This is a genomic window from Azospirillum largimobile (genome assembly GCF_977007025.2).
Window position 1 is genome coordinate 1,873,428 of sequence record NZ_CDRMUA020000001.1, and the last position, 24,744, is coordinate 1,898,171.

Sequence of the window (24,744 nt, forward strand, 5' to 3'; positions counted from 1 at the left end):
TGATAAGCCTGTTATACACAATTTCCGTCAGACGCGGACCAGATGGACCTCCGTCACCGGCTTCTTGCCATGGGTCGCATTGAAGCAGCGGCGGACGGCGATCCGCGCCGCCTCCTTCACCTGGGCATCGTCGGCCCGCGCCGATTTCGGCAGCATCGCCACCGATTCACGCACCGCGTCGATCACATCGAGCAGAATGTCGCGGTCGGTCGCCTCGTCGATCAGCCCCATCACCGCCACCTGCGGCGCGGTCAGCAGTTCGCCCGTTCCGGTCATGACCAGCGTCACCACGGCGGCACCATTGTTCACCATGCGGTTGCGCGCCCGCATCATGCCGGTGTCGAGCGGCACCAGCCGCTTGCCGTCCACCGCCATGCGGCCGGACCGCACATGGGCCACCACTTGAGCGCCCTCCACCCCGTCGAGCCGGATCAGTTCGCCATTGGCCGGCACGATGCTGTGGGCAACCTGACAATCCTCGGCCAAAGCGGCGTGGGCCTGCTGGTGGCGCTGCTCGCCATGGACCGGCACCGCGATGCGCGGACGCACCCACTGGTACATGCGCACCAGTTCGTCCCGCGCCGGATGGCCGGAGACATGGACCGCCGCCTCGTCCGCCGTCACCAGTTCCACGCCCTGGGCGACCAGCTGGTTCTGCATGCGGCCGATGGCCCGCTCGTTGCCGGGGATCTCCCGGGAGGAGAAGATCACCACGTCGCCGCGCGACAGCGTCACCTGCGGATGGTCGTTGGCGGCGATGCGGGCAAGGGCGGAGCGCGGCTCCCCCTGGCTGCCGGTGCAGATCAGCACCAGCTTTTCCCGCGGCAGGTAGCTGGCGTCATGCTCCGACAGGAATTTCGGCACGTCGGCCAGATAGCCGCTTGCCCGCGCCGCCTCGTTGATCCGCCACAGGGACCGTCCGACCAACGCCACATGGCGGTCGTGGGCGGCGGCGGCGGCGGCGATGCTCTCCAGCCGCGCCACGTTGGTGGCGAAACAGCTGACGGCGATCCGCGAGTCGCGGTAGCGACCGAACAGCTCCATGAGCGAGGCGCGCACCGTCGCCTCCGACCCGGCGGAGCCCGGAACCAGCGCGTTGGTGCTGTCGCCGACCAGCGCCAGCACCCCTTCGTCACCGATGGCGCGCAGCCGCGCCTCGTCGGCGATGTCGCCGACCAGCGGATCGGGGTCCAGCTTCCAGTCGCCGGTGTGCAGGACGGTCCCGGCGGAGGTGCGGATGGCGAGCGCGTTCGGCTCAGGAATCGAATGCGTCATGGTGACGTATTCGACGGAGAAGGGACCGATCTCCACCGTGCCGCCCAGCGGAATCTCATGGATCGGAACCGTCGCGCTCAGCCCCTTCTCGTGCAGCTTGGCGCGCAGGAAGGCTGCGGTGAAGGGCGTGCAATAGACCGGGCAGCGCAGTTCCGGCCACAGATACTGTACGGCGCCGAGATGGTCCTCATGCGCATGGGTCAACACCAGCCCGACCAGATCCTGCCGCCGCTCGGCGATGAATGCCGGGTCGGGCATGATCACGTCGAGGCCGGGCATGGTGTCGTCGGCGAAGGAGATGCCGAGGTCCACCATCAGCCACTTGCCCTGATGGCCGTAGAGGTTGAGGTTCATCCCGATCTCGCCGGAACCGCCGAGCGGGAGGAAATACAGGGCGCCATCCTCCGGAACGAAGGTGTCCGCCGGGGCTGCAGGGGTTCCGGCGGCTGTCTTGGAGGATTGTGTCATTGGACCGTGTTGCGCTTGTGGATCAGGAGGAGACCGCGGAGCGTCAGCTCATTGTCGGTGTGTTCGATCACATGGGTAGCCTTGGCGAAAAGAACAGCCAATCCGCCAGTGGCGACAACCCGCATCGGTTCGCCGTACTCCGCCCGGATGCGGGCCACCAGCCCTTCGATCAGGCCGACATACCCCCAGAAGATGCCCGACTGCATGCAGGCGATGGTGTTCCTGCCGATCACGTGGTCCGGCGGCTGGATCTCGACCCGCGGCAGCTTGGAGGCGGCCATCTGCAGCGCCTCCAACGACAGGTTCAGCCCCGGTGCGATCACGCCGCCGCAATAGTTGCCGTCGGCATCCACCACGTCGAAGGTCGTCGCCGTGCCGAAATCGATGACGATCAGCGGGGTCTTGTAGGTCGCGGCGGCTGCCACCGTGTTGACCAGCCGGTCGGCCCCGACCTCCTCCGGCCGGTCGACCAGCGCCTTGGCGCCCAGTTCGACGCCGGGCTGGCCGACGATCACCGGTTCGCAGCCGAAATGATCCTTGCACAGGCGCTTCAGGTTGAAGGTGGCGCCGGGCACGACGCTGGCGATGATGGCGCCATGGATGTCGACCGGTTTCAGCCCTTTCAGCGCCATCAGGTGCGTCAGCCACACCATGTATTCGTCGGAGGTGCGTTTGGGATCGGTCGCCGTGCGCCAGATGCCGCGCTGGCGGTCGCCGTCATAGATGGCGAACACCACATTCGTGTTTCCGGCGTCGATGGCTAGCAGCATGGCGTGGTCCTGAAGGCGATGGGCACTTGGGATTAGCTGGCGGCGGGAGGCGCGAAGAACACGTCCCCGGCGGCGATCCGCTGGCGCGGTCCGCCGTCCGTTGGATCAAGCAACAGAACGCCGTCGCTGTCCAGATCGGCGAAGGTGCCGGGGATCGTCCGATCGGCCAGCCTGACCAGGATCGGCCCGCCCAATCCGCGGGCACGAGCCAGCCACGCTTCACGCACCGGAGCGAAGCCATAAGCGCGCCAGCGCCCATACCAGTCCGCCAGATGGCCGGCAAAGACCTCCAGCAGGGCGCCTGCCCCCATCGGCGGCGCCCCCTCCGCGATCAATGATGTCGCGCCGTAATCGGCGGTCGCGGGAAAATGCCGCAGGTTGATGCCGACGCCCAGCACCACCCAGGCGACCGTACCGTCCGCCGCAGGCTCCGACTCGAGGAGGATGCCGGACAGCTTGCGGTCTTGCACCAGCACGTCGTTCGGCCATTTGCAGCGCACGCCGCCGGGATCGGGCAGCACGGATTCGGCGGTCTCGGCGATGGCGAGCGCGGCGACGAAGGAAACCTGTGCGGCTTCCGCCGGTGGCATCCCGGGCCGCAGGATCGTCGAGCTGTAGAGATTGCCTTCGGGCGAGGTCCAGGCCCGGCCGCGTCGGCCGCGCCCGCTTTCCTGGCGGCGGGCCCAGACGATGGTGCCTTCGGGTGCCCCTGAACGCGACAAGGCCTTCGCTTCGTCGTTCGTACTGCCGACGGAGTCAAAGGCCTTGACCTGGAAGCCGGGAGGCAGGCGCAGACGCGCCGCCTCCGCTTCGAGCGATACCGTCATCGGTCCGCCGTCACCCGGCGAACAGGGCCGCCGCAGCAGCCGCCGCACCGTTCAGGATCGGCGCCGGGGCGACGAAGAACAGCAGGGTGAACAGGCTGGTGACAACCAGGACGCCGGTCATGCCGTCGTCGTCCACCTTGTCGACCACCACCGCGGGCTCATCGAAATACATGATCTTGATGATGCGCAGGTAGTAGAAGGCGCCCACGACGCTCGTCAGCACGCCGATCACGGCCAACGTGTATTCCTGTGCCGCGACGGCAGCCAGGAAGACGTACAGCTTGCCGAAGAATCCGGCCATCGGCGGGATGCCGGCCATGGAGAACATGAAGATCGCCATGGTCGCCGCCAGCATCGGGTTGGTCTTCGACAGACCGGCGAAGTCCTTGATCTCCTCCAGCATCTGGCCCTTGGCCTTCATGCTGAGGATGACCGCGAAGGCGCCGATGTTCATGGCGATGTAGAGCGCCATGTAGATCAGCACGCCGCGCACGCCGTCCTGGGTGCCGGTGGTCAGGCCGACCAGGGCGTAACCGACGTGGCCGATGGAGCTGTAGGCCATCAGGCGCTTGATGTTGGTCTGCATGATGGCGACGAAGGACCCGATCACCATCGACAGCACGGCGGCGGCGACCAGCACCTGATGCCACTGGGCGGCGAGATGGCCGAACGGCTCGATCACCACCCGGGTCAGCAGGGCGATGGCCGCGACCTTCGGGGCCGCCGCGAAGAAGGCGGTCACCGGGGTCGGCGCGCCCTCATAGACGTCCGGGGTCCACATGTGGAACGGGGCCGCGGAGATCTTGAAGGCTAGGCCAGCCATGACGAACACGAGGCCGATCACCAGCCCCGGCGACACGTGGGCGCCGCCGGCGAACAGCGCCGCCACCTTGTCGAACGAGGTCGTGCCGGCGAAGCCGTAGACCAGCGACGCACCGTACAGCAGCATGCCCGAGGAGAGCGAGCCGAGGACGAAGTACTTCAGGCCGGCTTCCGACGACTTGGCGCTGTCGCGGCGGAAGGCCGCGATGACGTAGAGCGCGAGGCTCTGCGTCTCCAGGCCAACATACAGGGAGATGAAATCGTTGGCCGAGATCATCATCAGCATGCCGAGGGTCGCGAAGATCATCAGCACCGGGAACTCGAAGCGGGCCATCTGCTCCCGCTCGTTGAAGCCGAGCGAGAGGATGACCGCGAAGGCCGCCGAGACCAACACCAGCACCTTCATGAAGACGCCGAAGACGTCCATCACGAACATGCCGTTGAAGGTGACGATGCGGCCGCTGCCGTAGCCCATCGCCAGGACGGCGGCGAGCAGCATGCAGACGATCGCCAGGTAGGAGACGGGACGGGTGAAGCCGTCGCCGCGGAACACGCCCAGCATCAGCAGGGCGACGCCCGAGAGTGCCAGGAAGATCTCCGGCAGGGCCGGCCAGATGTCGGGAAACACTGCGGTCATGTCGAAGAACCCCTTACCGAGCGGCGACCGAGACGCCGGACGCAGCGTGCGACGCGGCCAGCTTGGTCTGGTAGGTCTGGATCAGCTGCTCGACCGATGCCGAGGTGACGTTCAGGAAGCTGCTGGGATAGACGCCCATCCACAGGACGACGGCGACCAGCGGCAGGAACACCGCGATTTCGCGCGGGGTTATGTCGAACATCGCCTTGACGTCCGGCTTCACGAGCTTGCCGTAGACGATGCGGCGGTACAGCCACAGCGCGTAGGCGGCACCCAGCACCATGCCGGTGGCGGCCAGGGCGGCGACCCAGGTGTTGTCGCGGAAGACGCCGAGCAGCACCAGGAACTCGCCGACGAAACCGGCGGTGCCCGGCAGGCCGACCGAGGCCATGGTCATGAACAGGAAGATCACCGCGTATTTCGGCATGTTCTTCACGAGGCCGCCGTAGCGGGCGATCTCGCGGGTGTGCAGCCGGTCATAGACGACGCCGACGCACAGGAACAGGGCTCCCGACACGATGCCGTGCGACAGCATCTGGAAGATCGAGCCCTCGATGCCCTGCTGGTTCAGCGCGAACATGCCGATGGTGACGAAGCCCATGTGCGCGACCGACGAATAGGCGATCAGCTTCTTCATGTCCTCCTGGGCGAGAGCGACCAGCGAGGTGTAGATCACGGCGACGACCGACAGGGTGTAGATCAGCGGCGCGAAATACTCGGTCGCTTCCGGCAGGATCGGAATGTTGAAGCGCAGGAAGCCGTAGCCGCCCATCTTCAGCAGCACGCCGGCCAGGATGACCGAACCGGCGGTCGGTGCCTCGACGTGGGCGTCCGGCAGCCAGGTGTGGACCGGCCACATCGGCACCTTCACAGCGAAGGAGGCGAAGAAGGCGAGCCACAGCCACAGCTGCATGTTGCGCGGGAACTGGGTGGCGGTGATGGTCGGGATGTCGGTGGTGCCGGCCACGAAATACATGGCCAGGATCGCCAGCAGCATCAGGACCGAGCCGAGCAGCGTGTAGAGGAAGAACTTGAAGGCGGCATAGACGCGGCGCGGACCGCCCCAGACACCGATGATCAGGAACATCGGGATCAGGACGCCTTCGAAGAACATGTAGAACAGCACGAAGTCCAGCGCGCAGAACATCCCGATCATCAGGGTTTCCAGCGCGAGGAAGGCCATCATGTATTCCTTCACCCGGACCTGCACCGACTCCCAGCTCGCCAGGATGCACAGCGGCATCAGGAAGCCCGACAGGACGACGAACAGCACCGAAATGCCGTCGACGCCCATGTGGTAGTTGATGCCGAATTCCGGGATCCAGCCCGCCTTCTCGACCATCTGGTAGCCGGGATTGCGCGGATCGAAGTTGGCCCAGACGAGCAGGGTCAGCACGAAGGTGACGAGCGTCGTCCACAGCGAGATGTACCGCACGTTCCGCAGCACGTCCGGGGAATTGCCCCGGCAGAACAGCAGGATCAGCGCGACGCCCACGAGCGGCAGGAAGGTCGCGAACGACAGGATCGGCCAGCTAGCCATTGTTGTTGTTCTCCTTCGATACCGCTCAGCCGAAGACCGACAGCCAGGCGACGAACAGGACGACCCCGATCACCATGGCAAAGGCGTAGTGATAGACGTAACCGGACTGCAGACGGCTGGCGCGCGCCGCGACGTCGCGGGTGGCGGCGGCGACGCCGTCGGGACCGACGCCGTCGATCACCGCACCGTCGCCCGCCTTCCACAGCCCATAGCCCAGGGCCTTGGCCGGACGGGTGAACAGCGCGTCATACAGCTCGTCGAAGTACCACTTGTTGTAGAGGAACTGGTGGATGCCGCGGAAGGTGCCGGCGATCTTGCCCGGCAGGCCCGGCATCATGATGTAGCCGACATAAGCCATGGCGATGCCGAGCAGGCCGACCACCAGCGGGGCCAGCTTGACCCAGCCCGGAGTGTGGTGGTGCGCGGCCTCGATCGTGTCGTGGTCGTGCAGGACCATCAGGGCCTTGCCCCAGAACTCGGCACGGTCGTGACCGATGAACCACTCGTGGAAGCCGACACCGGCGAACAGCGCGCCGAGGGTCAGCACCGCCAGCGGCACCAGCATGACGACCGGCGATTCATGGGCGTGGTCGTACACCTCCTTGTCCATCCGCGGCGTGCCGTGGAAAGTCATGAACAGGAGACGCCAGGAGTAGAAGGCGGTCAGCAGCGCGGCTGCGATGCCGAGCGCGAAGGCGAAGCGCCCAACCCCGCTGCCCGACGCGAAGGCCGCCTCCAGGATCATGTCCTTGGAATAATAGCCGGCGAAGAAGGGCAGACCGGCCAGCGCCAGGTTGCCGATCCACATCATCGCGTAGGTGACGGGGATCTTGCGCCAGACGCCGCCCATCTTGCGCATGTCCTGTTCATGGTGCAGGGCATGGATGACCGAGCCGGCACCAAGGAACAGCAGAGCCTTGAAGAAGGCGTGCGTGAACAGGTGGAACATGGCGGCGCTGTAGGCCGACACGCCGATGGCGAAGAACATGTAGCCGAGCTGGGACATCGTCGAATAGGCGATGACCCGCTTGATGTCGAACTGGGTGAAGCCGATGGTCGCCGCGACGAAGGCGGTCAGGCCGCCGACCACCGCGACGACTTCCAGCGCCGTCGGCGCGTACTCGAACACCGGGGACAGGCGGCAGAGCATGAAGACGCCGGCCGTCACCATGGTGGCGGCGTGGATGAGCGCCGACACCGGGGTCGGGCCTTCCATCGCGTCCGGCAGCCAGGTGTGCAGGCCGAGCTGGGCCGACTTGCCCATCGCGCCCATGAACAGCAGCAGGCAGGCGATGGTCAGGCCGTTGAAGTCCCAGCTGAGGAAATGCAGCGTCTCGCCGGTCAGCGTCGGGGCCTTGGCGAAGATCGCGTCGAACTGGACGGAGCCGGTCAGCACGAAGATCGCGAAGATGCCGAGCGCGAAGCCGAAGTCGCCGACGCGGTTGACCAGGAAGGCCTTCATGGCTGCGGCGTTGGCCGAGGGCTTCTCGTACCAGAAGTTGATCAGCAGGTAGGAGGCGAGACCGACGCCTTCCCAACCGAAGAACAGCTGAACCAGGTTGTCTGCCGTCACCAGCATCAGCATGGCGAAGGTGAACAGCGACAGGTAGCCCATGAAGCGCGGCTTCTGCGGATCCTCGGCCATGTAGCCGATAGAGTAGACATGCACGCAGGCCGAGACGGTGTTGACGACGATCAGCATCACCGCGGTGAGCTGGTCGACGCGCAACGCCCACTTCACGTCCAGCGTGCCGCTCTGGATCCAGGTCATCAGCTCGATGGTGCGCGGATGACCGCCCACGGCGACGTCGAAGAACAGGACCCAGGACAGAATCGCCGACACCAGCACGGCACCAGCGGTCACGAACTGCGAGACGCGGTCGCCGACGGTCGGCGGGCCGGCGACGACATGGTGGTCGTCGTGGGCGTCATCGTGCGCGTGGTCCAGCTCGTCGTGCGAGATGTGGTGGGCATGATCGTCATGGGCGTGGGCGATCTGGGCGTGCCCGTGATCGTCATGGCCATGACCGTGGCTTCCGTGACCCGCAGCCGCCGGCTCGGCCTTCGGCCCGCCGAACAGCGCGATCGATCCGGCGACGAGGAACGCCAGGAGCGGAAGGAATACGACTAGCACTTCCATGGCGCCGCCTCAGCCCTTCATCATGTTGATGTCTTCGACTCGGATCGAGCCGCGGTTGCGGAAGTAGACCACCAGGATGGCGAGGCCGATGGCCGCCTCGGCGGCGGCGACGGTCAGGATGATCATGGCGAAGATCTGGCCGACCAGATCGTGCAGGAAGGTCGAGAAGGCGACGAGGTTGAGGTTCACCGCCAGCAGCATCATCTCGATCGACATCAGGATGATGATGACGTTCTTCCGGTTCAGGAAGATTCCCAGCACACCCAGCGTGAAGATGATGGCCGAGACCGTCAGGTAATGTCCGAGACCGATCTCCATGATCACACGCCCTCCCCGGTCGTGACCTTGCGAATGACGACCACGTCTTCCCGGCGACGGGAGATCTGGGCGCCGACATTCTGTTTGCGCACGCCCGGACGATGCCGCAGCGTCAGCACGATGGCGCCAATCATGGCGATCAGCAGGACGATGCCCGACGCCTGGAACAGGTAGACGTACTGCGTGTACATCAGCCGGCCGAGCGCATGGGTGTTCGTCACCTGATCGAGCGCCGGCGTCGGCGCACCGGCGACGGCGGCGACGTTGGGAGCCACGATCCAGCCGCCCAGCACGGCCGCCAGTTCCGCCAGCAGGATCAGCCCGACGAGCGCGCCCAGCGGCAGCGCTTCCATCGCACCCTTGCGCAGTTCGCGGAAGTTGATGTCGAGCATCATCACCACGAACAGGAACAGCACGGCCACGGCGCCGACATAGACGATGATGAGAATCATCGCGATGAACTCGGCGCCCATCAGGACGCAGAGACCGGCCGCCTGGAAAAAGGCAAGGATCAGGAAAAGGACCGAATGAACGGGGTTCCGCGCCGAGATGACCATCACACCGGAGGCCACCAGCAGCGCGGCGAACACGTAGAAGGCGATGCCTTGGAGTATCATCGTTTTTCTCGCTTCCGCTTACCGGTAAGGAGCCTCGGCCGCGAGGTTCTGGGCGATTTCCGCCTCCCAGCGGTCGCCGTTCGCCAGCAGCTTCTGCTTGTTGTAGAAGAGCTCTTCACGGGATTCGGTGGAGAACTCGAAGTTCGGCCCCATGACCACCGCGTCGACCGGGCAGGCCTCCTGGCACAGGCCGCAGTAGATGCACTTGGTCATGTCGATGTCGTAGCGCGTCGTGCGGCGGCTGCCGTCGTCACGCGGTTCGGCCTCGATGGTGATGGCGAGAGCCGGGCACACCGCTTCGCAAAGCTTGCACGCGATGCAGCGCTCTTCGCCATTCGCATAGCGGCGGAGCACATGCTCGCCGCGGAAGCGCGAGCTGATGGGGCCCTTCTCATAGGGATAGTTGATCGTGACCTTGGGCTTGAACATGTAGCGCAAGGTCAGCGCCATGCCGCCCAGCAGCTCGGTCAGGAACAGGCTGCGCGCCGCGCGGTCGAGGAACGCCATGGCCTCTTCGTCTCCTTCCTCGCCGGCGGACGCCCTTTTGTTCGGACGGCTCGCCGGCACTCAAATCGACACATCAATGATGGGTTCGGTGCAGGCTGGCTTGTTTGGGGCCCGCTTACTTGGGCAGCCAGCCGAAGGTCACCAGGACACCGGCGGTGAGCACGACCCAGAACAGCGAGAAGGGCAGGAAAACCTTCCAACCCAGCCGCATCAGCTGGTCGTAGCGGTAGCGCGGCATGGTGGCGCGAACCCAGACAAAGGTGAACAGGCACAGCGCGATCTTCAGCGCGAACCACACGATGCCCGGCACCCAGGTGAAGGGCGCGAAAGGCAGCGGAGGCAGCCAGCCGCCGAGGAACAGGATGCTCGTCATCGCGCTCATCAGGATCATGTTGGCGTATTCGCCAAGGAAGAAGAGCGCGAAGGGAGCGGAGCTGTATTCCACCATGAAGCCGGCGACCAGTTCCGATTCGCCTTCCGGCAGATCGAACGGGGCGCGGTTGGTTTCTGCGAGCGCCGAGATGAAGAACATCACGAACATCGGCAGCAGCGGGATGGCGAACCACACCGTTTCCTGCGCTTTCACGATGTCGGTCAGGTTCAGCGACCCGACGCAGAGCAGCACGGTGATGATGATGAGGCCCATCGAGACCTCGTAGGACACCATCTGCGCCGCGGAGCGCAGCGCGCCCAGGAACGCGTAGCGCGAGTTCGACGCCCAGCCGGCCATCACGATGCCGTACACGCCCAGCGAGGAAATCGCGAACAGGTACAGCACGCCGACGTTGATGTTGGACAGCACCACCCCGTAGTCGAACGGGATGACCGCCCAGGCGATCAACGCCAGGAAGAAGGTGAGCATCGGGGCGATGTAGAAGACGATCCGGTTGGCGCCTTCCGGCAGGATCTGCTCCTTCGCGAACAGCTTCAGGCCGTCGGCGAAAGGCTGCATCAGACCGAAGGGGCCAACGATAGCCGGACCCTGGCGCAGCTGCATCGCGCCCATGATCTTGCGCTCGGCATAGGTCATGAAGGCGACCGCCACGAGCAGGGGCACCGTGATCGCCAGGATTTGCAGGACCATAATGATCAGCGGCAGGAGGAAGCCGCTCCAGAACTCAGCCATGGGTGCCAGTCCTCTCCTGAGCAGGGCCCACCAGCGCTTCCGTGCAGTTGGCCATCGTCACCGATGCCCGGCTGATCGGGTCGGTCATGTAGAAGTTGGTGATCGGCGTCACGAAGGGAGCGGCGTCGACCGGCCCCTGCGCGCCGAACGGCGCCCAGGCGGCGGGCGTCATCTCGCCGATCGCACCGAAGATCGGGTTCGCCGCCATCAGCCGCTGGCGCAGCTGGCCATGGGTGTCGAAGGGCAGCGTGGTGCCCAGGACTTCCGACAGGGCGCGGACGATCTTCCAGTCCTCGCGCGCTTCGCCGGGCGGGAAGACCGCGAGACGGGCGAGCTGCGGACGGCCTTCGGTGTTGACGTAGACCGCGTTCTTCTCGGTATAGGCGGCACCCGGCAGGATGACGTCGGCGCGGTGGGCGCCGGCATCGCCATGGTGGCCCTGATAGACCACGAAGGCATTGCCCAGCTTGGCCGTGTCGATCTCGTCGGCGCCCAGCAGGTAGACCACGTCGATCTCGCCCTTCGACGCGCCGTCGAGGATCCCGTGAACGTCGCGACCGCCCTCGCCCGGCAGGAAGCCGGCCTCGATGCCGCCGACACGCGCCGCGGCGGTGTGCAGCACGTTGAAGCCGTTCCAGTCGTCGCGGAACATGCCGTAGGCCTCGCCGACCAGACGGGCGGCGGCCTGCACCGCGAGACCGTCGGCGCGCTGGAAGGCGCCCATGCCGACGATGATCATCGGGTTCTTGGCGGCCCGCAGGGTCTCGGCGAACGGGTGGCTGCCGTCGACCAGCTGCTGCAGCGTCTCCGGACCGGAGCCGATCACGCTGTAGGGATAGGTCAGGTCACGCTGCTCGCCGATGGAGGCGATGGTGACGCCGCCGGCCAGATAGCGCTTGCGGATGCGGGCGTTGACCAGCGTGCCTTCCCAGCGCGGGTTGGCGCCGACCAGCAGGATCACGTCGGCCTCCTCGATGCCGGCGATGCCCGAGTTGAACAGGTAGCCGGCGCGCACCGAGGTGTCGAACCGCGCACCGTCCTGACGGCAGTCGAGGTTTGCCGAACCCAGGCGGGACAGCAGCTCCTTGAGCGCGAACTGGGCCTCGACATCGACCAGATCGCCGGAGATGGCGGCGATGCGGTTGCCGGACAGGCCCTTCAGGCGCGCCGCGATGGCGGTGAAGGCTTCGGCCCAGCTGGCCGGGACCAGCTTGCCGTTCTGGCGGATGTAGGGGCGGTCCAGGCGCTGGCGCTTCAGACCGTCATAGGAGTAGCGGCTCTTGTCGTTCAGCCACTCCTCGTTGATGTCGTCGTTCACGCGCGGCAGGACGCGCATCACCTCGGCACCACGGGCGTCGACGCGGATGTTCGAGCCGACGGCATCGAGGACGTCGATCGTCTCGGTCTTGCGCAGCTCCCACGGACGCGCCGTGAAGGCGTAGGGCTTGTGGGTCAGCGCGCCGACCGGGCAGACGTCGGCGAGGTTGCCCGACAGCTCCGAGCCGATCGCCTTCTCGACGAAGGTGGTGATCTCCATATGCTCGCCGCGATAGACGGCGCCGACATCGGGAACACCGGCCACTTCGTTGATGAAGCGGATGCAGCGGGTGCAGTGGATGCAACGGGTCATGATGGTCTTGATGACCGGACCCATATACTTGTCGTTGACCGCCCGCTTGTTCTCGCCGTAGCGGCCGCGGTCGAAACCGTAGGCCATGGCCTGGTCCTGCAGATCGCACTCGCCGCCCTGATCGCAGATCGGGCAATCCAGCGGGTGGTTGATCAGCAGGAATTCCATGACGCCCTTGCGGGCCTTCAGGACGGTCTCGCTGTTGGTGCGGACGACCATTCCGTCGCCGCAGGGCATGGCGCAGGACGCGACCGGCTTGGGCGCGCGCTCCATCTCCACCAGGCACATGCGGCAGTTGGCCGGCACGCTCAGGCGTTCGTGGTAGCAGAAGCGCGGAATCTCGATCCCCAGCTGCTCGCAAGCCTGGAGGATCGAGGTGCCCGGCTCGACCTCGATCTCGATCCCGTCGATGGTCAGTTTCGGCATGGGAACGGGAACTCCTTACTCGGCCGCCAGCGGGGCGCTGTTGCGGTAGGCCTGGATGCGCCGCTCGACTTCCGGACGGAAGTGGCGGAACAGGCCCTGGATCGGCCAGGCGGCGGCGTCGCCGAGCGCGCAGATGGTGTGGCCTTCGACCTGCTTGGTGACCTGCAGCAGCATGTCGATCTCTTCCATGCGGGCATTGCCGGTGACCATGCGCTGCATGACGCGGTTCATCCAGCCGGTGCCCTCGCGGCACGGCGTGCATTGTCCGCAGGACTCGTGCGCGTAGAACTGCGACAGGCGGGCGATGGCCTTCACGATGTCGGTGGACTTGTCCATCACGATCACCGCGGCGGTGCCGAGGCCGGACTGCACTTCGCGCAAGGAGTCGAAGTCCATCAGGACGGTGTCGCAGATCGACTTCGGCAGGACCGGGACCGACGAGCCGCCGGGGATGATGCCCAGCAGGTTGTCCCAGCCGCCGCGCACGCCGCCGGCATGCTTCTCGATCAGCTCCTTCAGCGGGATGCCCATCTCCTCTTCCACGTTGCACGGGTTGTTCACGTGCCCGGAGATGCAGAAGAGCTTGGTGCCCGAGTTCTTCGGACGGCCGAGGCCGGCGAACCAGGAGGCGCCGCGACGCAGGATGGTGGGAACAACCGCGATGGATTCGACGTTGTTCACCGTGGTCGGGCAGGAATAGAGACCGGCCTGGGCGGGGAACGGCGGCTTGTTGCGCGGCTGGCCCTTCTTGCCCTCGATCGATTCGATGAGCGCGGTTTCCTCGCCACAGATATACGCGCCCGCACCGCGGTGGATGTAGACGTCGTAGTTGTAGCCGGTGCCGCAGGCGTTCTTGCCGATCAGCCCCGCCGCATACGCCTCGTCGATGGCGCGCTGGACGTTGGAGCCCTCGTTGTAGAACTCGCCGCGGATGTAGATGTAGCAGGCGCTGGCACCGATGGCGAAACCGGCGATCAGGCAGCCTTCGATCAGCTTGTGCGGATCGTGGCGCAGGATGTCGCGGTCCTTGCAGGTGCCGGGCTCGCCTTCGTCGGCGTTGATGACGAGGTAGACGGGCTTGTCGGTCACGTTCTTCGGCATGAAGGACCACTTCATGCCGGTCGAGAAGCCGGCGCCGCCGCGGCCGCGCAGCCCCGATTCCTTCACCTGCTCGATGATCCAGTCCCGGCCATTGGCCAGGAAGGACGCCGTGTTGTCCCAGTCACCGCGCTTGCGGGCCGCCTCGAGACCGAAGTCCTGGTAGCCGTAGAGGTTGGTGAAGATGCGGTCCTCATCGCGAAGCATCGCTGTCCCCTCCCCCTCAATCGTCCGCTTGCGCGGTGTTGGCGTCCGCTTGCGCGGTGGTAAAGGCCTTCAGCGTCGTCGGGCCGCCGACCGGCTCCGACGACTGACGGCCGGTCTGCGAACCGGGCTTCGGCGTCTCGCCGCGCGCCAGCGCGTCGAGGATGCGCTCCATATGCTCCGGGGCCACGTCTTCGTAGTAATCGTCGCCGATCTGCACAACCGGCGCGTTGACGCAGGCGCCCGAGCACTCGACCTCGCCCAGCGTGAACTGGCCGTCTGCCGTGGTCTCGCCCACCTCGATGCCGAGCTTCTTCTTGCAGGTGTGGACGATGTCGTCCGACCCGCGCAGCCAGCAGGGCGTGGTGGTGCAGACCTGGATGTGGTGCCTGCCGACCGGGTTCTTGTTGTACATCGTGTAGAAGGTCGCGACCTCGTACACGCGGATGCGCGGCATGCCGAGCAGGTCGGCCACGGCGTCCATGGCGACGCGCGGCAGCCAGCCGCCGTTCTGGCGCTGCGCCACGTCCAGCAGCGGCATGCAGGCGCTGGCCTGCTTGCCCTGCGGGTACTTGGCGATGATGCGCTTCGCCAGCTCCAGGTTTTCCGGAGTGAAGGTGAAGCTGGTCGGCTCGGCGTGGCCGTGATCGGAAGCGGGCGCGCTCATCGATCGATTTCTCCGAAAACGATGTCCATCGAGGCGATGTTGGCGACGGCGTCGGCCAGCATGTGACCCTTCGACATGAAGTCCAGGCCCTGAAGATGGGCAAAGCCCGGCGCGCGGATTTTGCAGCGGTAGGGCTTGTTGGTGCCGTCGGACACCAGATACACGCCGAATTCGCCCTTGGGCGCTTCGATGGCGGTGTAGGTCTCGCCGGCGGGGACGTGGAAGCCCTCGGTGAAGAGCTTGAAGTGGTGGATCAGCGCTTCCATCGAGCGCTTCATCTCGCCGCGCGGCGGCGGCGACACCTTCCGGTCCTCGATCTTGTAGGGGCCGGCCGGCATCTCCTTGCAGCACTGGCGGATGATTCGCAGCGACTGCCGCATCTCTTCCATGCGCACGAGATAGCGCGCCCAGCAGTCGCCGGTCAGGCCGACCGGCACGTCGAACTCCATGCGGTCGTAGACCTCGTAGGGCTGCGACTTGCGCAGGTCCCAGGCGACGCCGGAGCCGCGCAGCATCGGGCCGGTGAAGGCCCAGTCGAGCGCCTCCTCCTTGGTGACGATGCCGATGTCGACCGTGCGCTGCTTGAAGATGCGGTTCTCGGTCAGCAGGCTTTCGAGGTCATCCATGAACTTCGGATAGCGCTCGGTGAAGGCCCAGATGTCGTCCAGCAGCCCATCCGGCAGGTCCCAGGCGACGCCGCCGGGCCGGAAATAATTGGCGTGCAGACGGGCGCCCGAAACCCGCTCGTAGAACTCCATGAGGATTTCGCGTTCCTCGAAGCCCCACAGGGCCGGCGTGATGGCGCCGACGTCGAGCGCACCCGTCGTGATCGACAGGATGTGGTTCAGGATGCGCGTGATCTCCGAGAACAGCACGCGGATGTACTGGGCGCGCAACGGCGCCTTGATCTGCAGCAGGTTCTCGATGCCGAGCACATAGGCGTGCTCCATGCACATCGGGCTGACATAGTCCAGGCGGTCGAAATACGGCACGGCCTGGACGTAGGTCTTGTACTCGATCAGCTTTTCGGTGCCGCGGTGCAGCAGGCCGATGTGCGGATCGCAGCGCTCCACCACCTCGCCGTTCAGCTCCATCACCAGACGGAGCACGCCGTGGGCGGCCGGGTGCTGCGGCCCGAAATTCATCGTGTAGGGCTTGATCTGCGTCTTGGTCTCAGGCCCCGACGCGCTGATCGGCCCGGTGGGGCCAGTCGTGACGACACCGGTCGCCGATTCGGTCGAAACGGTCATGCTCACGGCTTCTTGCTCCCGTCCTGGAGGGCCGCCTTCTCATCGCCGGGCAGCATGACGTTGGTCATGCCTTCCCACGGGCTGAGGAAGTCGAAGGCGCGGAAATCCTGGGTCAGACGGACCGGCTCGTAGATCACGCGCTTCTGGTCCTCGTCGTACCGGGCCTCGACATAGCCGGTCAGCGGGAAGTCCTTGCGGAAGGGGTGCCCCTCGAACCCGTAGTCGGTGAGGATGCGGCGCAGGTCCGGATGATTCTCGAAGAAGATGCCGAACAGGTCCCACACCTCGCGCTCGAACCAGTTGGCCGCGCTGAAGACGGAAACGGCCGACGGAACGGGCGTGTCCTCGTCGGTGGTCAGCTTCACGCGCATGCGACGGTTGTGGGTGTAGCTGAGCAGCTGATAGACGACCTCGAACCGCTCGACGCGATCCGGGTAATCGACCGCGGTGACGTCGGTCAGCTGCTCGAACCGGGTGGCCGGATCGTCGCGCAGCGCGGTCAGCACCGTCAGGATGGCCGGCCGCTTGACCGTCACCATCAGCTCGCCGAGCCTCACCTCGACCTTCAGGACGTCGCCGCCGAGTTTGGCCGCGATGACGTCCCCGAGTTCCTTCAACGCCTGTTCGGACATGGGTGGGACCCTGCCTTCCTACTTGTCTTCAGCGCGCTTGTCGTTCGTCCCGCCCGGCAGCGGCATGGCTGCGGGCGGGAACGGTACGCCGTGGTCAGCGGGCGATGCGGTTGCCGCGCTTGATCTTCTTCTGGAGCTGGAGGATGCCGTAGATCAGCGCCTCCGCCGTCGGCGGGCAGCCGGGGACATAGATGTCGACCGGAACGATCCGGTCACAGCCACGAACCACGGCGTAGGAATAGTGATAATAACCGCCGCCATTGGCGCAGGACCCCATGGAGATCACCCAGCGCGGCTCCGGCATCTGGTCGTAGACCTTGCGGAGCGCGGGGGCCATCTTGTTGGTCAGGGTGCCTGCGACGATCATGCAGTCGGACTGGCGCGGGCTGGGACGCGGGATCACGCCGAAACGGTCCAGGTCATACCGGCTCATATAGGCGTGGATCATCTCCACCGCGCAGCAGGCCAGGCCGAAGGTCATCGGCCACAGCGAGCCGGTCCGGGCCCAGGCCAGCAGGTCCTCGTACTTCGCCAGCACGAAGCCCTTGTCCTGGATCTCGTCGGAGACCGCGCGGATGTAGGCGTCCTGTTCCGGTCCGGGCGGAATCGGCGCCAGCGGCTTGGCGACCTCTACTCCCATTCCAGAGCTCCTTTCTTCCACTCATAAATGAAGCCGATGGTCAGGATGCCCAGGAACAGCATCATCGACCAGAAGCCGAACAGCCCGATGTCGCCGAGGGCGATCGCCCACGGGAACAGGAAGGCGACTTCCAGGTCGAAGATGATGAACAGGATCGAGACCAGGTAGAACCGCACGTCGAACTTGGTGCGCGCGTCCTCGAACGGCTCGAAGCCGCATTCGTAGGGGGAGACCTTCTCGGCGTCCGGGTTCTTCGGGCTGATGACGTAGGATGCCCCAACCATCACCGCGGCCAGCGCGATGCCGATCAGCAGAAACACCAGGATCGGAAGATACTCAATGATCAGCGGAGTCGACACCGCGTTCCTCCCATAAGCCCACGACCACGGGCGCCGTTCCAGCCGGAAATCGGCGGAAGCGCAAAGCCGTGGCAGCCATGCCTTGGATTAGCCCATCAGACGGGCCGGAATATATGCCGAGACCGTGGGCAAGGAAAGCGCTTTGAATCGCTTTTCACTACGCGGAAGGACAAGTCGGTCCCTGCGGTAGAGCCTGGTAATACCACGTTTTTAAAAAAGGGCAAAGGGTAGACTATTCGCATGCGAAAAAGGACCCGCGATTAGCGAGTCCTTGGGCCATACTGGCGAATGACAGCGAAATTTTAAAAGGAAAGTGGCGCGAGTGACGGGACTTGAACCCGCGGCCTCCGGCGTGACAGGCCGGCGCTCTAACCAACTGAGCTACACCCGCGCAGAGCGACTTTGTTTCGACACCAGCCAATCGCAAAGCCAACGCTTTGAACTGTCTGCTGTTTTCACCGGGACCGTTGAGGCCCCCGTCGTTCGGTGGGCGGTTTGTAGTCGCCCGGGAGGCCGCCTGTCAATCACCAAATTGCAAAAAATTAATGCCGAGCCCGCTGATCCGGTTCTGTCCGTTCCCCTGCCCTGCTCAAGGCAGTTGATGCGCCTCCCGGCGCAGCGCTTCCAGGCGGTCGAAGGCCTGGATCATGCCGGCCGACAGTTCCCGATGGTCGACCGCATCAGGTCCGCCGAAGCGGGTCAGGGTTTCTTCCAGGGCCCGGGCGAGATGCTCGGCGACGTCCAGATGCTTCTGTTCCAGCGCCAGTTCGAGTGCGGCGAGGATGCGGTCGCCGAGCCGCCGGTCGTTCGAAGTCATGCGTTTCCCCAGCCCGTGGATTTCTGCGGCCGGCCAACGGCCGCCGGTGTTTCGGTTGCGTCTGCAGGATAGCAGCTTCATCGCGGCGGGGCGGTGGGAATCGCACGCTGCGACATTTCGGAGGCACCTCTTCCGAACAGGGGCCACGCCATGCGATAGTCCGGCCATGCCGTTCCATGTTTCATTCCGCCGCAGCCTCCGCGTGCTTCTGCTGGCCGCCGGCCTCGTCCCGGTCGCGGGACCGGCGCCGGCCGCCTCCAATGTCTCCGCCGCGCAGGCGGAGGCGAAGGAGATCGCCAAGTCCATGGGCAACTGCACTCCGGCCAAGGTCGAGGTGCTGCGCTATACCGTCGGGCGCGAGGGATCGACGACTTTCAAGATCGGCTGCAGCGAGGACAAGGACGCCTTCGTCGTCGTGCAGTGCCGGTCGCGGATCTGTGCGCTGGCGCGTTGAAGATCGCAAGGACGAGCCGTATGAGTGAATTCACCGCTTGTTAACCGCGCTCGCGCGCAATTGCGGAATGCGGCGGACCACGAGCGGTGCGCGCATGGCAACAGGGGCCGGATGACGATGGGCATGGGACGGACGGCGTCGATGCGGGGTTGGCTGGCCATTGCCCTGGCAGGGCCGGTTATGGCGTTGGCCGGCTGCACCTCCCCACTCGGGCTGGCGGCGGCCGGCGCGGATGTGGTGACGCTGAACGCCACCAAGAAGACCATCGGCGATCATCTGGTGTCGGCCGCCACCGGTCGCGACTGTTCGATCATCAGCTTCGAGCAGACCGGCGATTACTGCCCGGACAAGGTGGTGATCGACCGCTCGCGGATTTATTGCTACCGCACGCTGGCCGATGTCGATTGCCACCACATTCCCGACCCCTACCGCAACGGCAACACGGCGCTTGCCAGCCCGCCGCCGGACATCCGGACTGTGCCGCGGAGGAAGAGCTGGTTCGACGACGCCACGCCCTATACGGCGAACAACGGAACCTAGGGGGTTCTCAGCGCACCTTCTTGGCGACGAAGGCCTTGGCGATCGCCATCATCGCCTTCTCGTGCGTCGGCCCGCCGGCCGGGGCGTCGTGAACGGTGGCCCCCTTGGCAGCCGCCGCAGCCTTGCCGACGGGGGCGCCGCGCTGGGGAACCGGTTCCCCTGAATCGCGGCCCAACTGGTTCAGCAGGTTTTCAAGCGCATCGCGGCTGAGGCCCGAGGCCGATGGCCGCCCACCCCCTGCCCCGCCGCCGGCGGCCGGACGCGCGGACGCGTTCCGGCTGGGCGGACGGCCGGCACGCTCGATGGCGGCGGCGGCGATGGCCTTCAGGAAGGGCTGGGCGATCCCGCGCAGCAGGTCGGGATCCTCGACGGCCCAGGCCATCAGAATTTTCTGCGCGTTCATCCGGCTGCCCTTGGCCGCCAGGATCGCTTCGCGGACCTTGCCGTCGACGTAGGAATTGCTCATCGGGAATCGTCCACCGGGATATGTCCGCCAGCCGCGTGAAGACCGCGGGAACCATGGAGGACTGTCGGGCCAACTCGGTTAACAAACGGTTGCAGGTGCTTTGCGCTCTGCGGAAGCGATGGAAGAAGCGGTTGCCGCCGGCCGGGGAGGCGCGGATAGTGGCGGGATGCTGATCGAAATCTTCGCCGACCTGATCTGCCCCTGGTGCTACATCGGCAAGCGCCGGCTCGACCGGGCGCTGACGCAACGGCCCGGCCTGCGCCCGGAAATCCGCTGGCAACCGTTCCAACTGAATCCGGACATGCCGCGGGGCGGAATGTCCCGCGACGATTATCTGGCCGCGAAGTTCGGCGGCGGGGAGCGGGCCCGGCAGATTCACCGGGTGGTGGAGGACACGGCGGCACGCGACGGGCTGCCGCTGGCGCTCGACCGCATCCAGCGCACCCCCAACAGCTTCGACGCGCACCGGCTGGTCCGAATCGCCGGGCGCCACGGGCTGGGCAACGCCATGGCCGATGCGCTGTTCGCGGCCTATTTCGTCGAGGGCGTGGACATCGGCGACCGGGACGCGCTGGCCAGCGTCGCCGCCGGGTTGGGCCTGGATTTTGTCGAGACGCGGCGCCAGCTGTCCACCGACGCCGAATCGGCTTCGGTACATGCCGCCGATGCACTGGCCCGCCAGATGGGACTGCAGGCGGTTCCCTGCTACATCTTCAACCGCCGCTACGCGCTGTCCGGCGCGCAGGAGCCGGCGAGCTTCCTGCCGCTGCTCGACCTCGGCAGCGAAGAACCGGAAAATTTGTCGGTTGTTTCCGGCTGACATCCCGGAATGAGAAAGGGCGGCCTGAAAGCCGCCCTTTCCCAGTCGTTCCACTCAGGCCGCAGTTCAGGCCGGCGTGCTGGTGGTCTTGGCGTAGCCCAGCGTCTTCAGCGCATCGGCGATCTCCGGCAGGATGCCCGGATCGTCGATGGTCGCCGGCATCTTGTAGTCCTGGCTGTCGGCGATCTTTTGCATGGTGCCGCGCAGGATCTTGCCCGAACGGGTCTTCGGCAGACGGTCGACCACCAGGGCACGCTTGAAGTCGGCGACCGGGCCGATCTGTTCGCGCACCAGCTGGACGACCTCCTTGACGATCTCCTCATGCGGCCGGGTGACGCCGGCCTTCAGGCAGACGAAGCCCAGCGGCACCTGGCCCTTCAGGTCGTCGGCCACGCCGATCACCGCGCACTCGGCGACGTCCTTGTGGCTCGACAACACCTCTTCCATGGCGCCGGTGGACAGGCGATGGCCGGCGACGTTGATGATGTCGTCGGTGCGCGCCATGACATAGACATAGCCGTCATCGTCGATGAAACCGGCATCGCCGGTCTGGTAATAGCCCGGGTAATCGGCCAGGTAGGACTTCTTGAATCGCTCGTCGGCGTTCCACAGCGTCGGCAGCGTGCCCGGAGGCAGCGGCAGCTTGACGCAGATGGCGCCGATGTCGCCGCGCGGAACCTCCTTCAGCTCGGCATTCAGCACCCGCACGTCCCAGCCCGGCATCGGGCGGGTGGCGGAGCCGTACTTGATCGGGAACAGGTGCACGCCCAGGGGGTTGCCGGAAATCGCCCAGCCGGTCTCGGTCTGCCACCAGTGGTCGATGACCGGAACGTTCAGATTGTCCTCGGCCCAGTGCAGCGTATCGGGGTCCGACCGCTCGCCGGCCAGGAACAGGGCGCGGAAGTGCGACAGGTCGTACTTCTTCAGGTAATTGGCGTCCGGATCCTCGCGCTTGATGGCGCGGAAGGCAGTGGGGGCGGTGAACAGCGTGCCGACCTTGTGCTGCTCGATCACGCGCCAGAAGGTGCCCGGGTCCGGGGTGCCGACCGGCTTGCCTTCGAACACCACGGTGGTGCAGCCGGTCAGCAGCGGGGCATAGACGATGTAGGAATGGCCGACGACCCAGCCCACATCCGACGCCGCCCAATACACCTCGCCGGGCTTGACGTTGTAGATGTTGGTCATGGTCCAGCGCAGCGCCACCGCATGGCCGCCGTTGTCACGCACCACGCCCTTGGGCTGCCCGGTCGTGCCGGAGGTGTAGAGGATATAGAGCGGGTCGGTCGCCTTGACGGGCACGCATTCCGCCGGCTCCGCCTTCGCCACGGCTTCCATCCAGTCGACGTCGCGGCTGGCGACCAGCGTCGCCGTCTCCTGCGGGCGCTGATAGACGATGACGCTGCTGGGCTTGTGGGCCGACTGTTCGATGGCGGAGTCCAGCATCGGCTTGTACTTGACGATGCGGTTCGGCTCGATGCCGCAGGAGGCGGAGACGATGGCCTTCGGCTTGGCGTCGTCGATGCGGGTCGCCAGTTCGTGCGGGGCGAAGCCGCCGAACACCACCGAATGCACGGCGCCCAGGCGGGCGCAGGCCAGCATGGCGACGACCGATTGCGGGATCATCGGCATGTAGAGGAGGACGCGGTCGCCCTTCTCCACGCCCTGGGCGCGCAGCGCGCCGGCGAAGCGGGCGACCTGATCCTGCAGTTCGGCATAGGTGATGGTCTGGACGGTCTGGGTGACCGGGCTGTCATAGATGATCGCCGCCTGGTCGCCGCGTCCGCCTTCCACATGGCGGTCCACCGCGTTGTAGCAGGTGTTCAGCTCCCCGCCGGTGAACCAGCGGTAGAAGGGCGCGTTGCTGTCGTCCAGCACCTTGTCCCACGGCTTGAACCAGGAAATGTCCTTCGCCGCCTCGCCCCAGAACCCGGCTGGGTCCGACAGGGAACGGGCATGCATCTGGTCGAAAAGCTCTGCAGTCGTGGTGCTGGCGGTCGGGCTCATGGCAGGGCGTCCCTCGTTCTATTTTGGTACTATTCGGTGCGCATTTCCTCTCGGCCGCGAAACGATCCGTTACGCAGCCTCCACAATCTGCGACAAAAGCATAAGTGCAGGCAAATGTCAGAAGGTCGGGGGTGCGGCGAGCTGTCGCATTCCCCATTGGTGAAACACCGTTCCGGAACCTGGAATTCAAAAGGAAACGCAGACCGGCCGGATGGCGAGTCCGACCGACTGCTGGTGGAACCGCTCCTTGTACGATTCGACGATTTCGCGGATGAGCGACAGCGTCGCCGGCCCGCCTTCGGCCAGCAGGGTCAGCACCTTGCTCGGCTCCCGGATCAGACGGCCGGTCTCGCTGTCACGCCAGTGGCCGGAGGCGTCGATGACGGTCAGGCCGTTGGGGAAGCGCGGCGTCACCTCCCCATCCAGGAAATCGGCCCAGTCGCGGTCGCTGACGCCCACGTCCGCACCGATGTTGCGGCCGAAGAACAGATGCGCCTCGATCATCGGGGCGGCGGAATAGGCCTCGCAAGCCAGCGCCGCCGCAGCCGGAGCAAGGACGGGCTGCGTGGAAGGGGGCGCCAGCTGCGCCGCGGCCGGACCGCTCAGTAGCAGGAGCGGGAGAAGCACTGACGGCAGAGTCGGGACGGGATGCATCGGCGAGACTCCGTTCTGGCGCCGGATGGCGCGTCAAGTCGTGCGGGCGGCATGGAGATCAGCGATGCTCTGGTCAGGACGCCCCCGGACCGTTATGCATGGATCATGGCCATTGATCCACCCATCACCGGGATTCGCCCGATCCTGACCGTCGTCCACGGCAACGGCGAGCGCCTGATCGTGGCCCGTCTCACCAACTTGGGCGGCGGCAGCCAGTCCAACCGCTTCGTCCTGCGCCGCGCCGATTTCCGCGCACCGTGGGAGCAGCCGGAGAAGGGCTATTTCGGCTATGCGGAGGTCGCCCGCGCGCTGGACGCCAACGGCTGGCGCGGCTGCAGCATCGAAGCGATGGCCACCACCGATCTCGAGGAACGCCGCGCCCGCCAGCTCGCCCGCAAGAAGCTGCACCTGCAATGCGTGGAGGCGGCGATCCGGCGGGCGCAGGAGGGGGAAACGTCCGGAGCGGAGTGAGCGCGCGATAGGCGCCGCCCTTACCGCCTCCCCAACGCGGTCATCCTCCGATCGAAATCGGCGGCGAGGTCGGCAAGCGTCACCTGCCCGAGGTGGCGGACGAGCACCGCCTCCGCCTCGCGCAGCGCCCCGTCCAGGGCGGCATTCACGGCCTGCTCCACCAGGCAACTCGGCTCGTCCGCCGTCGGGCCGATGGCGAAAATCCCCGGCTCCCCCAATGCCCGGTGGATGTCCAGCAGCGTGATTTCGTTCAGCGGCCGGGCCAGCCGCCAGCCGCCGCCATGACCCTTTTCCGACCGTACATGACCCGCATCGCGCAGACCCGCCATGGTCCGGCGGATGACCACCGGATTCGTGTTCAGCATGGCGGCGATCGCCTCCGACGTCAGGGCGCCGTCATGCCGGTCCATGTGGATCAGCACATGCAGCATGCGGGATAGGCGGCTGTCCTGTCTCATCGATGCTCGGTTCCTTCCGGTGTCGCGCCGGGCGGCCTCGCACTCAGGCCACTTCATAAGTTACATGGCACATTGACCACGCGCTTTCATGTAACTTATCGTGTGTC

At 65.9% G+C, this 24,744-nt stretch carries 26 protein-coding genes and 1 tRNA gene; 4 read left to right on the plus strand and 23 right to left on the minus strand.

Annotation, left to right across the window (positions count from 1 at the left end):
- Window positions 1–27 precede the first annotated feature (27 nt).
- The 19 genes from ACWPKK_RS08715 to ACWPKK_RS08805 form a co-directional block, all read right to left on the minus strand.
- A complete protein-coding gene (locus ACWPKK_RS08715) occupies window positions 28–1,743 on the minus strand; it encodes a ribonuclease J (RefSeq protein ID WP_452002873.1) in 1,716 nt (571 codons plus the stop codon).
- The gene (locus ACWPKK_RS08720) at window positions 1,740–2,513 is read right to left on the minus strand and encodes a type III pantothenate kinase (protein WP_324865953.1); all 774 of its coding nucleotides are present in this window, start codon (window positions 2,511–2,513) and stop codon (window positions 1,740–1,742) included. Before ACWPKK_RS08720 ends, ACWPKK_RS08715 begins: the two co-directional genes overlap by 4 nt.
- A 32-nt stretch (window positions 2,514–2,545) precedes the next feature.
- Window positions 2,546–3,340 carry a biotin--[acetyl-CoA-carboxylase] ligase gene (locus ACWPKK_RS08725; RefSeq protein WP_324866115.1) on the minus strand — a complete coding sequence of 265 codons (795 nt, stop codon included), beginning with the start codon at window positions 3,338–3,340 and terminating at the stop codon, window positions 2,546–2,548.
- Between the two features lie 10 nt (window positions 3,341–3,350).
- On the minus strand, window positions 3,351–4,799 hold the full coding sequence (gene nuoN, locus ACWPKK_RS08730) for an NADH-quinone oxidoreductase subunit NuoN (RefSeq protein ID WP_452002875.1): 1,449 nt from the start codon (window positions 4,797–4,799) through the stop codon (window positions 3,351–3,353).
- Window positions 4,800–4,812: 13 nt separating this feature from the next.
- Entirely contained in the window at window positions 4,813–6,339 is a 1,527-nt protein-coding gene (locus ACWPKK_RS08735; RefSeq protein WP_149222103.1) for an NADH-quinone oxidoreductase subunit M, read from the minus strand.
- A 25-nt stretch (window positions 6,340–6,364) separates the two neighbouring features.
- A complete protein-coding gene (gene nuoL, locus ACWPKK_RS08740; protein ID WP_452002878.1) occupies window positions 6,365–8,479 on the minus strand; it encodes an NADH-quinone oxidoreductase subunit L in 2,115 nt (704 codons plus the stop codon).
- A 9-nt stretch (window positions 8,480–8,488) separates the two neighbouring features.
- Window positions 8,489–8,797 (minus strand): NADH-quinone oxidoreductase subunit NuoK, encoded by a 309-nt coding sequence (nuoK, locus tag ACWPKK_RS08745; protein WP_014248409.1) that lies wholly within the window; start codon window positions 8,795–8,797, stop codon window positions 8,489–8,491.
- Window positions 8,798–8,799: 2 nt separating this feature from the next.
- Window positions 8,800–9,414 carry an NADH-quinone oxidoreductase subunit J gene (locus tag ACWPKK_RS08750; protein WP_324865963.1) on the minus strand — a complete coding sequence of 205 codons (615 nt, stop codon included), beginning with the start codon at window positions 9,412–9,414 and terminating at the stop codon, window positions 8,800–8,802.
- Between the two features lie 18 nt (window positions 9,415–9,432).
- The gene (nuoI, locus tag ACWPKK_RS08755) at window positions 9,433–9,921 is read right to left on the minus strand and encodes an NADH-quinone oxidoreductase subunit NuoI (protein WP_014248411.1); all 489 of its coding nucleotides are present in this window, start codon (window positions 9,919–9,921) and stop codon (window positions 9,433–9,435) included.
- Window positions 9,922–10,036: 115 nt separating this feature from the next.
- Window positions 10,037–11,047 (minus strand): NADH-quinone oxidoreductase subunit NuoH, encoded by a 1,011-nt coding sequence (nuoH, locus tag ACWPKK_RS08760; RefSeq protein WP_324865966.1) that lies wholly within the window; start codon window positions 11,045–11,047, stop codon window positions 10,037–10,039.
- The gene (gene nuoG, locus ACWPKK_RS08765) at window positions 11,040–13,103 is read right to left on the minus strand and encodes an NADH-quinone oxidoreductase subunit NuoG (RefSeq protein WP_452002883.1); all 2,064 of its coding nucleotides are present in this window, start codon (window positions 13,101–13,103) and stop codon (window positions 11,040–11,042) included. Before nuoG ends, nuoH begins: the two co-directional genes overlap by 8 nt.
- Before the next feature lie 15 nt (window positions 13,104–13,118).
- Complete coding sequence (gene nuoF, locus ACWPKK_RS08770) at window positions 13,119–14,408, minus strand: NADH-quinone oxidoreductase subunit NuoF (RefSeq protein ID WP_310112626.1); 1,290 nt, start codon at window positions 14,406–14,408, stop codon at window positions 13,119–13,121.
- A 16-nt stretch (window positions 14,409–14,424) separates the two neighbouring features.
- Window positions 14,425–15,072, minus strand: a complete 648-nt coding sequence (gene nuoE / locus ACWPKK_RS08775) for an NADH-quinone oxidoreductase subunit NuoE (protein ID WP_014248415.1) — start codon at window positions 15,070–15,072, stop codon at window positions 14,425–14,427.
- Window positions 15,069–16,217 carry an NADH-quinone oxidoreductase subunit D gene (locus ACWPKK_RS08780; protein ID WP_255542587.1) on the minus strand — a complete coding sequence of 383 codons (1,149 nt, stop codon included), beginning with the start codon at window positions 16,215–16,217 and terminating at the stop codon, window positions 15,069–15,071. The genes nuoE and ACWPKK_RS08780 overlap by 4 nt, the downstream gene beginning before the upstream one ends.
- 107 nt (window positions 16,218–16,324) lie before the next feature.
- Window positions 16,325–16,954: an NADH-quinone oxidoreductase subunit C gene (locus ACWPKK_RS08785; protein ID WP_452002885.1), complete on the minus strand. Its 630-nt coding sequence runs from the start codon at window positions 16,952–16,954 to the stop codon at window positions 16,325–16,327.
- Between the two features lie 94 nt (window positions 16,955–17,048).
- Window positions 17,049–17,594: a NuoB/complex I 20 kDa subunit family protein gene (locus tag ACWPKK_RS08790; protein WP_174470176.1), complete on the minus strand. Its 546-nt coding sequence runs from the start codon at window positions 17,592–17,594 to the stop codon at window positions 17,049–17,051.
- Window positions 17,585–17,953: an NADH-quinone oxidoreductase subunit A gene (locus ACWPKK_RS08795; protein WP_014248419.1), complete on the minus strand. Its 369-nt coding sequence runs from the start codon at window positions 17,951–17,953 to the stop codon at window positions 17,585–17,587. Before ACWPKK_RS08795 ends, ACWPKK_RS08790 begins: the two co-directional genes overlap by 10 nt.
- A gap of 314 nt (window positions 17,954–18,267) precedes the next feature.
- Window positions 18,268–18,344 (minus strand) — tRNA-Asp (locus ACWPKK_RS08800).
- Window positions 18,345–18,542: 198 nt separating this feature from the next.
- The gene (locus tag ACWPKK_RS08805; RefSeq protein WP_149222112.1) at window positions 18,543–18,770 is read right to left on the minus strand and encodes a hypothetical protein; all 228 of its coding nucleotides are present in this window, start codon (window positions 18,768–18,770) and stop codon (window positions 18,543–18,545) included.
- Window positions 18,771–18,936: 166 nt separating this feature from the next.
- On the opposite strand from ACWPKK_RS08805, the gene ACWPKK_RS08810 reads away from it, so the two are divergent.
- Entirely contained in the window at window positions 18,937–19,224 is a 288-nt protein-coding gene (locus tag ACWPKK_RS08810) for a hypothetical protein (RefSeq protein ID WP_452002889.1), read from the plus strand.
- Window positions 19,225–19,365: 141 nt separating this feature from the next.
- A complete protein-coding gene (locus ACWPKK_RS08815) occupies window positions 19,366–19,764 on the plus strand; it encodes a hypothetical protein (RefSeq protein ID WP_452002892.1) in 399 nt (132 codons plus the stop codon).
- A 7-nt stretch (window positions 19,765–19,771) separates the two neighbouring features.
- Here ACWPKK_RS08815 and ACWPKK_RS08820 read toward each other — a convergent pair whose 3' ends face one another.
- A complete protein-coding gene (locus ACWPKK_RS08820; RefSeq protein WP_452002894.1) occupies window positions 19,772–20,230 on the minus strand; it encodes a hypothetical protein in 459 nt (152 codons plus the stop codon).
- A 166-nt stretch (window positions 20,231–20,396) separates the two neighbouring features.
- Between ACWPKK_RS08820 and ACWPKK_RS08825 the strand changes: the two genes are divergently transcribed.
- On the plus strand, window positions 20,397–21,050 hold the full coding sequence (locus ACWPKK_RS08825) for a DsbA family oxidoreductase (RefSeq protein WP_452002896.1): 654 nt from the start codon (window positions 20,397–20,399) through the stop codon (window positions 21,048–21,050).
- A gap of 66 nt (window positions 21,051–21,116) precedes the next feature.
- Here ACWPKK_RS08825 and ACWPKK_RS08830 read toward each other — a convergent pair whose 3' ends face one another.
- Window positions 21,117–23,054 carry a propionyl-CoA synthetase gene (locus ACWPKK_RS08830; RefSeq protein ID WP_452002899.1) on the minus strand — a complete coding sequence of 646 codons (1,938 nt, stop codon included), beginning with the start codon at window positions 23,052–23,054 and terminating at the stop codon, window positions 21,117–21,119.
- Between the two features lie 186 nt (window positions 23,055–23,240).
- Entirely contained in the window at window positions 23,241–23,681 is a 441-nt protein-coding gene (locus tag ACWPKK_RS08835) for a DUF3574 domain-containing protein (RefSeq protein WP_452002902.1), read from the minus strand.
- A gap of 132 nt (window positions 23,682–23,813) precedes the next feature.
- Between ACWPKK_RS08835 and ACWPKK_RS08840 the strand changes: the two genes are divergently transcribed.
- Complete coding sequence (locus ACWPKK_RS08840) at window positions 23,814–24,179, plus strand: hypothetical protein (protein ID WP_324865995.1); 366 nt, start codon at window positions 23,814–23,816, stop codon at window positions 24,177–24,179.
- A 20-nt stretch (window positions 24,180–24,199) separates the two neighbouring features.
- Here the strand turns inward: ACWPKK_RS08840 and ACWPKK_RS08845 are convergent, their stop codons facing one another.
- Complete coding sequence (locus ACWPKK_RS08845) at window positions 24,200–24,637, minus strand: Rrf2 family transcriptional regulator (RefSeq protein ID WP_324865996.1); 438 nt, start codon at window positions 24,635–24,637, stop codon at window positions 24,200–24,202.
- Window positions 24,638–24,744: the final 107 nt, after the last annotated feature.